The 14,311-nt window shown below is 58.3% G+C and carries 7 protein-coding genes and 1 pseudogene; 1 reads left to right on the forward strand and 7 read right to left on the reverse strand.

The genetic code is table 11. The features are described 5' to 3' along the window. Positions 1 to 51: 51 nt before the first annotated feature. The 7 genes and pseudogenes from QE432_RS26055 to QE432_RS26085 all read right to left on the reverse strand — a co-directional run bounded on the left by QE432_RS26055 (position 52) and on the right by QE432_RS26085 (position 12,695). Positions 52 to 4,179 carry a BapA/Bap/LapF family large adhesin gene (locus tag QE432_RS26055; RefSeq protein WP_306627412.1) on the reverse strand — a complete coding sequence of 1,376 codons (4,128 nt, stop codon included), beginning with the start codon at positions 4,177 to 4,179 and terminating at the stop codon, positions 52 to 54. A 551-nt stretch (positions 4,180 to 4,730) separates the two neighbouring features. Beyond that, complete coding sequence (locus QE432_RS26060; RefSeq protein WP_236759207.1) at positions 4,731 to 5,939, reverse strand: TolC family outer membrane protein; 1,209 nt, start codon at positions 5,937 to 5,939, stop codon at positions 4,731 to 4,733. A gap of 1,301 nt (positions 5,940 to 7,240) precedes the next feature. Beyond that, positions 7,241 to 7,886: pseudogene (locus QE432_RS26065) on the reverse strand (LysE family translocator). Between the two features lie 205 nt (positions 7,887 to 8,091). Beyond that, the gene (locus tag QE432_RS26070; RefSeq protein ID WP_112392085.1) at positions 8,092 to 9,222 is read right to left on the reverse strand and encodes an NAD(P)/FAD-dependent oxidoreductase; all 1,131 of its coding nucleotides are present in this window, start codon (positions 9,220 to 9,222) and stop codon (positions 8,092 to 8,094) included. Positions 9,223 to 9,244: 22 nt separating this feature from the next. Then, positions 9,245 to 10,273: a Gfo/Idh/MocA family protein gene (locus tag QE432_RS26075; RefSeq protein WP_112392086.1), complete on the reverse strand. Its 1,029-nt coding sequence runs from the start codon at positions 10,271 to 10,273 to the stop codon at positions 9,245 to 9,247. A gap of 19 nt (positions 10,274 to 10,292) precedes the next feature. Continuing rightward, the gene (locus QE432_RS26080) at positions 10,293 to 11,801 is read right to left on the reverse strand and encodes an amino acid ABC transporter permease/ATP-binding protein (RefSeq protein WP_111800503.1); all 1,509 of its coding nucleotides are present in this window, start codon (positions 11,799 to 11,801) and stop codon (positions 10,293 to 10,295) included. A gap of 60 nt (positions 11,802 to 11,861) precedes the next feature. Continuing rightward, complete coding sequence (locus tag QE432_RS26085) at positions 11,862 to 12,695, reverse strand: ABC transporter substrate-binding protein (RefSeq protein ID WP_065658948.1); 834 nt, start codon at positions 12,693 to 12,695, stop codon at positions 11,862 to 11,864. 224 nt (positions 12,696 to 12,919) lie between these two features. Between QE432_RS26085 and QE432_RS26090 the strand changes: the two genes are divergently transcribed. Further along, positions 12,920 to 13,987, forward strand: a complete 1,068-nt coding sequence (locus tag QE432_RS26090) for a LacI family DNA-binding transcriptional regulator (protein WP_111803220.1) — start codon at positions 12,920 to 12,922, stop codon at positions 13,985 to 13,987. Positions 13,988 to 14,311: the final 324 nt, after the last annotated feature.

Here is a 14,311-nt window from a genome sequence, read left to right on the forward strand (position 1 = left end):
CCTTTGTGACGACATGAGGGCATTGATGCCCCCATGCCGGCCTTGGATCGTTCAGACTACAGTCGACTGCGTGGGGTTCAGTTCATCCTGGGCCACCAGGTGCCCGAATGGATCGACAGGCAGTTCCACCGGCTCGGGCATCTCGAATATATCCGTCCGCTCTTCTGTTGAACTCAGATCGGCGTCACCGTCCTCAGGTTCGCTGAGGGCAGCCAGATCATCGAGCGGTACCGTCAGTTCCTCCGTATCGTCCTCAATCAGTTGAGAGAGCCGGTCGTCATTGTCCGAATTTGATGCGGGCGGGTCGTCGCTTGCCGTAACGTCGATGGTATCAAGACCGGATATGTCTTCGGCTACGAACATCATGGCCTGATCCGGCACGCCCGCGCCGGAGGGATCCACGGTCACGACCAGCGAGGATTGCTCAGCCACTCCTGAAGGATGGATCAGCTGATATTCAAACGTGTCGGTTTGCGGCGTATTGAAATGCGCGAGATCCGGGTTCAGCGCGTAGCTGTAGCTGCCATCCGCATTGATGGTCAGTGTACCATATTCGCCATCGATCGTTCTGGCATCCGTCACATCAACGAAGCTCGTTCCGTCAAATATTTGGAACTTCGTGAAAGTGGAGCCCAGATCGTCATTGGCAAGCAGGTTGCCGCTATCACCGGTCGCAGTCCCGACTTCATATTGGTCCGTATATGTCACATCGATATCAGTCGTTATGGTCGCCGAGACGTTTACCAACGTGCCACTCAAAGTGGAGCGGACACGGTACGTGCCGGCAGCCAGATCAAGTTCAGAGAGGTCGATCGATGCCACGGTGCCGAGACCTCCAACAATGATATTGAAGGAATCGGTTGCCACCTGCTGCCAGCTGCCTGGTGTCGTTTCTCGTTCGAGATGGAGCGCCCCATTCGACAGCGCAGCAAGCAAGACGGAAACGCTAATGCTGCCAGAGACCTCCATACTATCAGTAATGACGAAGCTGCTGCTGATATAGGTGCTCGTCTGCCCCAGGCCCCCTGAGAGCAATGTGGAACCGGTGGTGGTATAGAAATTGTCGTCCGTGACATTGTCCCAAACGACCGAAGCGTTTGCGCTATCGCCCGTCGCGGCAAATTCGAACGTCGCTGGAAGGCTCGGGTCGGTGTCACTCCAGGTCATAGTCACATTGTCGCTGCCAATCTGGACATAAAGGGTGGCAGTGCCAATATTGCCGTCTGCATCCACTACCGTGTATTCGAACCTGTCGACCTTGCCGATTCCCGCTCCATTCGCGAACGGCGTGTAGGTATAGGTGCCATCGGCTAGGATCAGAAGCTCGCCGAAATCGCCTTGTACAGTAGTCCCATCCTGATCAACAGTCTGGCTGTCGACGCTTTGAACTGTTGTTCCGGCCGGTACGTCATCATTATCGATGACGTTGCCGCTCACCTCGACAGCTTCATAACCTCCAACTTCAGTAAAATTATAGTCGGTGCCATCAAGGGTTAATGTGCCACCAACTCCTACGCCGAGCAGGCCCGTAAATCCCATGAATGCGCGGTACTCTCCCGGATCAAGTCCCGGTACGGTGCCGCTTGTTCCGCCAAAAAGTGACAGTGATAGGATCGTGGCAGGTCCTCCACCGTCAATGCTTGTCCATTGCTGCGTTGCGGCGTCCCACTTTTGCACGACAAGACTATAGTCGCCGAGAACGCCAGCCCCGAGTATTCCACTGAAATCGAAATTGAGATCCTGTTTGTGACCGGTCTCCACGTCAAATTCGACTGTATCTGCAAATAGCTGAAGATCGAGACCTGCAAGGCTGACGACAGCGAGGTAGGTGTCGCTTCCAAGCGGAACATTTTCCGTCACTGTCGGCAAGAGATTCACTTCAGCTGAGGCCACGTCGTCCGTGGGCTCGAGATCTGCGTCAGCATCCGCATCCGCATCGGCATCCGCGTCGGCATCCGCATCGGCATCCGCATCCGCGTCGGCATCCGCGTCGGCATCAGCATCCGCATCCGCATCCGCATCCGCGTCGGCATCAGCATCCGCATCCGCATCCGCATCCGCGTCGGCATCAGCATCCGCATCCGCGTCGGCGTCGGCATCCGCATCCGCATCGGCATCCGCGTCCGCATCCGCATCCGCATCCGCATCCGCGTCGGCATCTGCATCCGCATCGGCGTCCGCATCGGCATCTGCGTCCGCGTCGGCATCCGCATCGGCGTCCGCATCGGCATCCGCGTCGGCATCAGCATCAGCATCGGCATCCGCGTCGGCATCAGCATCAGCATCCGCATCCGCGTCGGCATCAGCATCCGCATCCGCGTCGGCGTCGGCATCCGCATCGGCATCCGCATCCGCATCGGCATCCGCATCGGCGTCCGCATCGGCATCCGCGTCGGCATCAGCATCAGCATCCGCATCCGCGTCGGCATCAGCATCAGCATCCGCATCCGCGTCGGCATCAGCATCCGCATCCGCGTCGGCGTCGGCATCCGCATCGGCATCAGCATCCGCATCGGCATCCGCATCGGCGTCCGCATCGGCATCCGCATCGGCGTCAGCGTCGGCATCCGCATCCGCATCCGCATCCGCGTCGGCATCCGCATCCGCATCCGCATCCGCGTCGGCGTCCGCATCGGCATCTGCGTCCGCGTCGGCGTCCGCATCTGCATCCGCGTCGGCATCGGCATCAGCATCAGCATCCGCATCGGCGTCCGCGTCGGCATCAGCATCGGCGTCCGCGTCGGCATCCGCATCCGCATCCGCATCCGCATCCGCATCCGCGTCGGCATCAGCATCCGCATCGGCGTCCGCGTCGGCATCCGCGTCGGCGTCGGCATCTGCATCGGCATCCGCATCTGCATCGGCGTCAGCGTCGGCATCCGCATCGGCATCAGCATCCGCATCGGCGTCAGCGTCGGCGTCAGCATCCGCATCGGCATCTGCATCCGCGTCGGCATCGGCATCAGCATCAGCATCCGCATCGGCGTCCGCGTCGGCATCAGCATCCGCATCGGCGTCCGCGTCGGCATCCGCATCCGCGTCGGCATCAGCATCCGCATCGGCGTCCGCGTCGGCATCCGCGTCGGCGTCGGCATCTGCATCGGCATCCGCATCCGCATCTGCATCTGCATCGGCATCCGCGTCGGCATCTGCATCGGCATCCGCATCTGCATCGGCATCGGCATCGGCGTCAGCGTCGGCGTCAGCATCCGCATCGGCATCCGCGTCGGCGTCGGCATCTGCATCGGCATCCGCATCCGCGTCGGCATCTGCGTCAGCGTCGGCATCGGCATCAGCGTCGGCATCTGCATCGGCATCCGCATCCGCGTCGGCATCGGCGTCAGCGTCGGCATCGGCATCAGCGTCGGCATCTGCATCGGCATCCGCATCCGCGTCGGCATCTGCGTCAGCGTCGGCATCGGCATCAGCGTCGGCATCCGCATCGGCGTCGGCATCTGCATCGGCATCCGCATCCGCGTCGGCATCTGCGTCAGCGTCGGCATCGGCATCGGCGTCGGCATCTGCATCGGCATCCGCATCCGCGTCGGCATCTGCGTCAGCGTCGGCATCGGCATCAGCGTCGGCGTCAGCATCCGCATCAGCGTCGGCATCCGCATCGGCATCGGCATCGGCGTCAGCGTCGGCATCAGCATCTGCATCCGCATCGGCATCCGCGTCAGCATCCGCATCGGCGTCGGCATCAGCATCCGCGTCAGCGTCCGCATCTGCGTCGGCGTCAGCGTCAGCATCACCGTCATCGTCATCGCTGGACGATCCTCCAAGAGCGAGGGCTCCCCCGCCAGCCAGCAGGCCCAGAGCGACAAGACCGAGGACGGAGCCGTCACTTGTAGCGGCGCCAACCAGTTGATCTACGCCCTCTATTTGTGAAAAACGAAAGTCAGCCAAGCCGTCGCTATGCTCACCCAGCCAGAGGTTGCCATTTTCATCCTCCAGCACCAGCTCGCTGTGCTCACCATCCATCTCGCGGAAAAAGTGTCCGATGCGGATGGTCTCGCCGGAACGCATCCGAAGAAGGAGATCGTCACCGTCGCGCACGAAGTCGGAGACCTCATTTTTATCCGCGCGAATCCGCACGATGCTCGGTTTTTCGATATCAAGTTTATCGAGCGACACGGTCTGAGAACCACCGGCGGCCTTGTCGGTAACGATCGCAACCATGAAACTGTCCTCCTGCAACGCGGTAACATCGGCGACAGAAATTCCTGCCGCCCGTGACATCAGGCAACATGTAAGAAACTGGATTTTCGCAAGCGACGACCGCTGAGAAGCAAGCAGCCCCAAAATCAACGGATCGGTTTATCTAAACGTCGGAAATAGTCTTCCGATCGCCTCTCCCACCCTCATAATTGCATAAAAAATGGACTCTGCAAGAAAAAAACAACCGGGAAGAGCATTAGGAAATTCTTTTGTAACGGTAATTCCGAGATCTAATATATGTTTTCCCCTCTTATATATGAGGGTGGCGACAGTGCGAAGTCATGGTCGATTTCTCTTCGGGACGGCTTGCATTATCATCGGTCGGCAATCACGTGTGAGACCAATTCTATTTTTGGTCGACACCCGTTATGGTCGTATCTTGCGGCGATCCGACCTTCCCCGTGATACTGTTTAATCAAGCCTAGGCGCGAACCAGGAGAGAAACTTTGCGTTTAAAAAATTGATTAAAATCAAATATATGTCGCTTAAGGGCCGGCCGTTGCTACCGTCCGCTAAAGGGAAATGCCCTGGACGGTTTGGCCTTCCAGCGAGAAGGCTTCCCGCATTCGTCCACTATTGAACGTGCAGTCGATGTTCAACCTGTGCAGGTCATACTTGATGTTGCTGATATCGAACCTGGCGGCATGGAGTTCCTGATCGGCGTTGAGCAGATCAAGCAGTGTTCGCGTCCCGAGTTCAACATATTGTGTTCGATAGAGATCACGCGTCTGTCGCATCGTTGACTGACGCGTCGAGAGCGAGCGGCGCAGACTTTCTTTACTTGAAATCTGACTACTGGCTTCCGTCAGGTTCCTCAAGATATCAACCAACGCGCGCGCTTCTGCAGCCTGTGATGCTCCAAGCGCCTGGACGGCCATGTTGCGTCTAGCGCTCGTCGCACCGCCATTGTAGAGGCTGCCCGTAACCTTTAGCCCGACACTGTAGTCGGGATCAAATGAGCTGAGTTCCGTCACGTCGACACCAATTCCAGCGTCGAGCGACAGTGTCGGCAACCCTTCGGCCTTCGCAAGAGCAATCTGCGCGGTCGCCGCTTCGCGATCTGCCGCTGCCTGCATGACTGCCGGCACGCGCGACCAGTCCGGATTTGTGGAACTGCAGGACTTAGACAGCCATGCCGGCAGTGTGTCCGATACATCGACGGGACCGTCAATACCGCTTAAATTCGCGAGGATCGCTTCCCAGCGCGATAATTGCCCCTCGATCTCCAACAATGTGGCTTCGGCGGCCTGAACACGCGCTTCGGCTTGCAGCAGATCTGAACGCGTGCTTGCGCCCTTGTCGGTGCGCGACTTCACCAGGTCCAAGATCGCTTTCACATCCTTTATCTGGTCACGCGCAACACTTCCCAATGAGCGATTGCGCTGTATTTCGATCACTGAATACGCCGTTTCGCGCGCCAGATCGTCCACAGCCATCATAACCTGCGACTTCCGGCCCGCAATTCCCGCAGTGGCGATTTTGACCCGGTTGTCCACTTTACCGAAATCATAAAGCATCTGCGAGACATTGAAGTTCAAATCTGGACTGTAGCGATCCGATCTATTGGTGCTATAGGAAGAGTCGAGTCCCCAACTCATATTGGGAAGATAACCGGCACGAGCTTCATTGACCGACTCGGTCTGCTGACGAAGCCGACCTATGGTTTCCGTGACAGCGGGATGCCAATCGACTGCCTTTCTCACAGCAGTTTCGATTGACAAGGGGCCCTTGTGTTCGGTTCGTTCGCGTGTCGCCGACCTGACGGGGTCCGATTTCGTCCCGATCACGCCCGGAAGATCCGCGTTACCAAGGTGCATGTCTTTGCCGGAAGCTTCAGGATTCCCGGGGCCCGCTTGTCGGATGTTGGCGCTGGAGCGATTTGCACAGCCAGTTGTCAATATACCCGCGGCGATGACGCAAACAAACGCTGGAAGCCAACTAAATCGCATTTAACGTTCCACCTTCTGACGGGAAGAATGAGCAACCTGCCAGTACGAGGAACGAGACCATGGCTTTGATTTACCGATATAAAACCGGCTTTGGAGACAGAACTAGGCAAACATGGTTAACGATTGGTTAATCAGGTCAAGTGAATAATAACCATGTATATCGCTTAAGGCATGATCCAGGGGCGATTGTTCAACCAGTTCTCTATGCTGCTGTTACCTGATCATCTGCTTTGGGGGGCGCAATAGTGATGCAAACCTGCGACTAAATTTAATGTTTATTCCAATTGCACACGCAGGTGCGTGCTACTAATATTTGGCGTCGCAAGATAGGTTGTTGATGCAATTACCGGTTTGACCGACCTCGTAGCCCGGCTACGGATGTGAAGCTACATGAAGGCGCATCACGACACAGCGATCCAGTCTGCGACCCTGACCTGATACCGATGAGTCCGATTTTGCTAGCATGATTTCCCATCCTGAAGTCAGGATTGATCAGTTGGACCAATTTCGAGAGCGGAGAGCGATCGTGGTCTCGACCGCTTTGTACTGGCATTCGATTTGCGTGCGTTCGCATGATAGGTCATCGAGTGTGGGAGTAACGCTAGTTTCTAGGCTATGTTGGCCTCGTGTCGGTCTGCAGAGAGCGTCCTCTGGGTCCCCCACGTTGAAATTGGATGGCGGGTTGTCCGCAAAGTATTGGGGCGATTTCTTGCGACCATGCCGTCTGAACGCCTCGGCACGCAAGTTACGAAGCTGCATCCTCGAGGGTGCTCGCGCAATGGCACGCGGTATCGTCAAACTGAATCCTATGTGACGTTGAGGCGTCACAGAAAAAAGCAGAGATTCTATTTGCCTAACTCAAACTCATCCTGTGACTTGATCGCCTTCGATTAGAAGGCCCAACGGAGCGTATGATAGATTCCATCCGCAGCCGTAGCAAAACCTCCTGAAAGTCGCAAAACTTGTTCCCACGACGAGGTCCAAATTGCCATGAACGGAAATATACCTAAGCGCGCCACAGATAGCGTGAAGTGCACTGACGGTCGCAGTTCGACATGGACTCGCAGGATGGTCTATTTCTTTTGATTGCCAGCAAAAGCGGCCGTCAAGCCAAGACCGATATACACGAAACCACTGACCCAGCGTTCAGCCTTTAGGTACGCGGGACTGCGCTTCAGCCACTTGCCGGCCGTGCCGGCGGCAAGTGCGTAAGAGCTGTCCGTAGAACGCCAATCGCTGTGTAAACAAGCCCGAGAAAAGCGATCTGCATAGCCACATGGCCACGATTGACCTCAACGAACTGCGGCAAGAAAGCCAGAAAGAATAGTGCGGTCTTCGGATTGAGGAGATTAACGATAAAGCCCTCACGAAAGAGGCGCATGCGGCTCCGTGTGGGTAAATCGCCCTCGACGCCGGGAATATCCTAGCGGCCAAAAAGCTTTTTGAGGCCAAGCCAGATCAGATAGGCCGCGCCGGCATACTTTACGACGCTGAAGGCGAGCGCGGATGATGCCAGGAGCGCCGACAATCCTACAGCGGCGGCGACATGTACAAGCGTGGCCGTATGGATGCCAAGGATTGAAACGAGCCCCGCAGAGCGACCTGCTCGACCGAGCGCGCGAAGATGTAGAGAACTGCCGGTCCCGGCACGAGAAGCAGCACCAGTGTAGCGCTGACGAACAGGCTGAGATTTGTTGCGCTGGGAATTGGCAAATCCATAGTTAATTTGGCCCGTTTTTTATTGCGCTACCAATAGCATGCGGCGGCCTCAGACACGAGGTCATCCTCTTTTTTGCCTTTGATGTTCGAGTCGACAAGAACGGCATCCAGATGTCAGGCATCGGAACGGACGTCTCAGTCTCAGTATCGTAGAAAAACCGGCCGCTGCGGCCGGCTCATTTTGGCGATATCTGCCTGACATTGCTCAATTCAGGGAGAAGCGGCCCGGTCGGAAGGTTGCGAGCATGGGATGTTCGGTGCCTGTCGCAACCTCGAACGCGAGCAGCTCGCCCACGATGAGGCCGAGTGTAGCACCGCTGTGGCTGAAGGCCACGTAGTAACCGGAAATACTCTTGATGGCTCCAATCACCGGCTCGCCATCGCCGGGGATCGGTTTGCCACCAACGCCGATGGAAGCCACCTCGAGTTTCGGATTGCCTTCCATCACCCGCGCAGCCTCAACCAAAAGCTCTGAAACAACGCTATCGTCGATATCATAGCTGCCGTCTGCGCGCACTGTCACACCCTCATCGGCCGCCCAGTCGGCATCCAGGGAGAATGTGCTGTCCGGCGCCGGGCGAACGGCGACGCGCGGTGTATTGAGAACAGCGCGCAGGGGATGGGCGAGCGGCCTCGTCTGCACGAGAAGGGCGATCGGTGTCCCGTCGGCAATGGTCTGTCCGCTTTCCGCAGCCATCTTCGGGACGGCAGGACCGGTGGCAAGCACGACGGCATCCGCCCGATGGAGAACAGCATTTGCAGTTTGCGCGCCAACGACACGACCACCCTCGATCACCACCCGTGCAGCACCCTGGTCCTTTACCAGAACGCCACCGAGTGCGAAAAACTCCTCAAGCAGCACACCAATCAGCGTCGGCAAATCGACCCAGCCTTCGCCGGGATTGAAGATTGCACCCTGTGGAGTGATTGCGACGGCGTCGACACCGGGCACAACGCGGGCGACTTCGGCTGCGGAAAGGCGCTGCGCATCATAGGCAAGCGAAACTTCGTGGCGATAGGCCGCGTCGATCTCATTGCGCTCGTCATCCGCGTCCCAGGTCAACCCGCCATCAAAGCGAAGCCATTCTGCGCCGTGATTCTGCGCCGCGAGTGTGCGATACCGGTCGATGCCGGCCATGCGCAGCCGATGATAGGGCTCAGAGCGCATGCGTGCTGAGTTCAGCCAGGACAGCGAGCGGCCGGAGGCACCATTGGCCGGCGGCCCGTCATTGAGGATCGTCACCTTAATGCCGCGCCGCGCAAGCTGTACGCCAGTGGAAACGCCGAAGATACCGGCGCCGATGATGACGGCCGAAGAGATGGTGTTGTCGGTCATGGAATTGGCTTTCAATCAATTGTCATACGGATGGGGGTAAGGCATCGGGGATCTCCCAGCGACCGCTGGCTGCGGAGCGGAACAGCGCGTCAATCGCCGTCATATTCGCGATTGCGTCGCCAAGCCCCGTCTCGAGTGGTCCGCCGGAGATGACAGCCTCAGCGAATGCATCGGCCTGTTCGCGATACTGGTCGACAGGCCCGATCGCGATCTCCTCGCGGCCGCCGCCGGCAAGATCGCGACCATCATCAAAGACAAGCATGGTCGGCTCATCAGCCGGTGCATTGAAGGGAATGGGGATTTCCAGACGCCCGCGCGTTCCAAGCGCCGTGACCTTCTGCGTGAGGCAGAGTTGTGTGGAACAGGTGAAGGCAAGCTGCCTTCCCTCTGGAAACGCCAGCAGCCCGCTCGTCAGCCGGTCCGTGCCGAAGACGGGATCGCGCTCCATGAGGGCGATCGCCCGTACCGGTTCCGCGTCGAACAGGAACCGCGCCGTGTTGATGGCGTAACAACCAACGTCGAACAGACCGCCGCCGCCAATATCAGCCTGGTTGCGTACATTCCCGGGGTCGTCGAGATAATAGGAAAAGATCGTCTGGATGGCCCTCACCTCGCCGAGGCGCCCCTCGGCAATCAACGCGCGCGCCTTTTTCCATTGCGGATGGTGGCGCACCATGAAGGCTTCCGCGACCGGCAGGCCCGCCGCCTTTTGTGCCGCTGCCAGTTCCCTCGCCTGCTCGGCATCAAGCGCGATCGGTTTCTCGCAGAGTACGGGTTTGCCCTGCGCCAGTGCCTTTATCGTCAGTGGCACGTGCAGATGATTGGGCAAAGGGTTGTAGATTGCGTCTATTTCCGGATCGGCAAGCAGTTCCTCGTAGCTGCCGTAGGACTTGGCGATGCCGAAGCGGGCCGCCATCTCCTTCGCCTTCGCGGCATCGCGCGAGGCGATTGCCGCAACGCGCCCCAGGCGGCTGGACTGGATGGCGGGAATGACCGCCTTGGCAGCAATGCCTGCGCAACCGAGCACACCCCATCGTATCGTTTGTGTCATTGGTTTCTCCTCCCGGCGCTCAGAGCACTTCCGCTAGGAAGCGCTGGAGACGCGGGCTTTGCGGGTTGTCGAATATTGCCTCTGGCGTGCCGGCTTCAACGACGCGCCCCTCGTCCATAAAGACGACCTGATCGGCCACCCGGCGGGCAAATCCCATTTCATGCGTGACGACGACCATGGTCATGCCACGCGTGCCGAGCTCAGCCATGAGGTTGAGCACGCCCTTGACCAATTCCGGATCGAGCGCACTCGTCACCTCGTCGAAGAGGATAACCTCCGGTTCCATGGCAAGCGCACGGGCAATGGCAACGCGCTGCTGCTGCCCGCCGGAAAGACCGCCCGGACGGTGGTGCTGGCGGCTCGCAAGGCCGACATCGGCAAGCCTTGCCTTGGCGATGCGCTCGGCCTCGGCTGCGGGCAGGCCCTTGATCTTCGTAAGCGACAGCATGACGTTTTCCAGCGCCGTGTGGTCGGGAAAGAGGTTAAAATGCTGGAATACCATGCCGACCCGGCGGCGCAGCGTTTCCGGCTTCATTGCGAGAATGCTTTCGCCATCGATAAGAATATCGCCGCTCTTCGGCTCGACCAGACGGTTGAGCCCACGCAGCAAAGTCGATTTTCCGGATCCGGACGGGCCGATGATGCAGGTGACGCTGCCTGGCTTGACTAAAAGATCGACACCCCTCAGCACATCAAGATCGCCATAGGCCATACCGAGACGGCGCACATCAAGGCTGCCGCCCTTGAACGAGACGCCAGTCGCGCGAGCTGCACTGTCGAGTTCACTGACTTCCTCCATTCCGCTGGTGATGACGGAGGGGCGCTGCTTGCCAACCCGCAGACGATTGTCGATCGCATTGACGACATGGGTAAGCGGCACGGTAACGACGAGATAAAATACGCCTGCCAGCAGGAGCGGTGAAAGATTGCCGGTCACCACCGCTTGGTCCTGTCCCACGCGAAAGATCTCACGCTCTGAGGCCAGAAGCCCGAGGAAATAGACCAGGCTCGAATCCTTGACGTTGCCGATGAACTGGTTGACGAGGGCCGGCAGAACGCGGCGCACGCCTTGCGGCACGACGATAAGGCGCATGCCCTGGCCATAGCTCATCGACAATGCCCGGCAGGCCTCCATCTGCCCACGGTCGACGCTCTGGATACCAGAGCGGAAAATCTCGCCGATATAGGCACCGGCAATCAGGCTGAGTGCCAGAATACCGAGCGGATAAGGCGATGGACCGAAGAGCTCGCGGCCAATGCGGGCAAAACCCTGGCCAATGAGGAGAATTGTGACGATGGCCGGCAGGCCACGGAAAATATCGGTATAAAGACGAGCGGGAATGCGCAGCCAGGGCGAGCGGGAAATGCCCATGATCGCGAGCATCATGCCGATGGCCACGCCAAGCACAGTCGAGGTCGCAGCCAGGATCAGCGTATTCTTGAGACCAACGGTGATCATGGTCGGCAGCACTTCGGCCATGGCATTCCAGTCGAGGAAGCTACGGCGCAGGTTTTCAAGCCAGTTCATCAGGATATCCCTTGAAAGAAAGGCCGGTCCGACCGGTAAAGGCCGGACCGGAAGGTGGCATCACTGCTTGGGAAGATATGCCTGCGGCATCGGCGTGCCGGGGAACCATTTTTCGTGCAGCTTTTTCCAGGTGCCGTCCTGCATGGCCTCTTTCAGGCCCTTGTTAAGCGCCTCGCGCAATGCATCGTTACCCTTGCGGATGACGAAGCCGGCGGGCGCGTCGAAGCTCGGAATGTTGACTGCGACTTTTAGCGCCGGATAACGGGCGGAATAGTCCTTTGCAGCCTCGAAATCGAGGAAATGTGCATCGACCGTCCCGTTGTTGAGTGCGGAAACGGCAGAATTGTTATCCGGGAACTTCACGAGATCGGTGCCGGCAAAATTCTTCTCGGCATAGATTTCCTGAAGTGTACCCTGCACCACACCGAGACGCTTGCCTTTGAGACCCGCTGCATCGGTGATGCCTGGCTCCGAAGTGAGGACGCTCAAGAAACCTGCAAGATAACCATCAGAGAAATCAATGGTCTCCTTGCGCTTGGCAGTCGTGCCGATCGCAGCGGCCGCAACATCGAAGCGGCCGTTGGCGACAGAGGGCATCAGGGCCGAGAATTCCTGGCCGGTGAACACCACCTGTTCCTTCTTGAACCCAAGACGTTCGGCTACGTTGAGGAACAACTCTATGTCGAAACCGGTAAAGTTGCCGTCGGCGGTGGTGAAGGCATAAGGCTTGGCATCGCCCATCGTGCCGACACTGATGGTGGCGGGATCGATGAGGCCAAGCGGATTGTCGGCAAGTGCGGGCGTCGCCGCGCCTGCAAGGACACTGAGTGTGATCGCGGCCGTGGTCGAGCGAATTTTTGCGAAGGCGGATGTTAAGGCTTGGGTAAATTGCATTGTTTTCTTCTCCTCTGGTGTCGTTGTCTGCGATAAATTCAAGGCGCACGGGTCCCACCCGGTCGGCGTATGATGTCACCTACCCGGCCCACGCAGTTCGCATGTCGGAAGTCTTTTTATGTTTGAGACCGGTCTCAATTAGAAAGAGACCGGTCTCTTTGGATACTGGCAATTGTTATCTTCGCATTTGCCAGTCGTCAAGTTCTCTTGTAAGGCTACCGCTTATGGACAAGATCCCACCTAAAACTCCTTCCGTGACAGTCGCTGACGTCGCACGCCAAGCCGGCGTCTCAAAGGCAACGGCTGCACGCGTACTGGGTGGCTACGGAACCGTCAGCGACCGGGTGAGAGAGGCGGTCCTGGCAGCGGCTCAGTCCCTCGATTATCGCCCCAATGAGCTTGCTCGCAGCATGACGACAGGTCGTTCAGGCACCATCGGAGTCGTGGTGGGAGATATTGAAAACCCCTTTTTTAGCCTTGCCGTGCGAGGCATCACGGATATTGCCCGGCAGGCAGGCTTCACCGTCATCCTCATTAACTCGGGTGAAGACGTCGTTGCGGAAAGAGCGGCCATCCGCACTCTGCTTGCCAAGCGTGTCGACGGTCTCATCGTCTCGCCGGCCAAGGAAAACGATGTCGAGCATCTGCATGAGGTTATTCGCTCGGGGCTGCCGCTCGCGTTGCTCGATCGTGGAAGCGACACGCTCGATGTCGACACCGTTATTGCCGACGACCGGCATGCCGCCGAGAATATTACACGCCGGCTGATTGCGCTCGGCCACCGCCGCATCGCCTATTTAACCGCCTGCGACACGCCGGATCATCGGTTCCGCAGTGCAGACGACATCAGTACCGGTTCGGTCAGGCGACGCATCGAAGGGTATCTTGGTGCGTGCTGTGAGGCTGGTCTGACCAACATGGAAAGCTGGGTACAGGTCGGTGCCGTCACGCAGCAAGAGACGCATCGCATCGTTACCGAAATGCTCCAGTCGGCGCAGCGTCCGACGGCAATCATTGCATCGGACAGTATAATCGGCCTGGAGGTGTTCAAGGTTCACCGTCAACTGGGGCTTAGCATCCCGGATGACCTGTCGCTGGTATCGTTCCATGATGCGGATTGGACGTCTGTAACAACGCCTCCCGTGACCGTCGTGCGCCAACCCGTCTACGATCTCGGTGCGACGGCGGCCAGGTTGCTGGTCGACCGGCTAAATGGCAAAGGTCAGACGGTCCGCAAGGTCGTTCTGAAAACCGAAATCGTTGAACGTGCCTCCATGCGGGAAGCACTTTGACTCGGTAGACGGTGTTGAAAAGCTGCTTTGATCCCTCCGTCGTTTTGTGACGGCCCCTCGCCGATCGATCCGCTGTCACTATTATCGCTAACGTAAAAACGGCGCTGGTCGTCGGTCAGACAGAATCCGATAGATCGGCTCGCAGCCGGCCCCTTTTAGTATGGCCGAGTGGTTGCCTCTTGAGATCGAATGTCGTTCGATTCGCCATGGGGTAGATTTTTTGCATTGAAAATCTCGTTTCGACCAACGCTGATGACCTTGATTGCCGAGCAAAAATGCAGTTGCCCCGCAGGGTCAGGATGCCCGAAATATTCTATAAGTATC

The sequence above is a fragment of the Agrobacterium sp. SORGH_AS_0745 genome, assembly GCF_030818995.1.
Classification (GTDB): Bacteria; Pseudomonadota; Alphaproteobacteria; order Rhizobiales; family Rhizobiaceae; genus Agrobacterium; species Agrobacterium tumefaciens.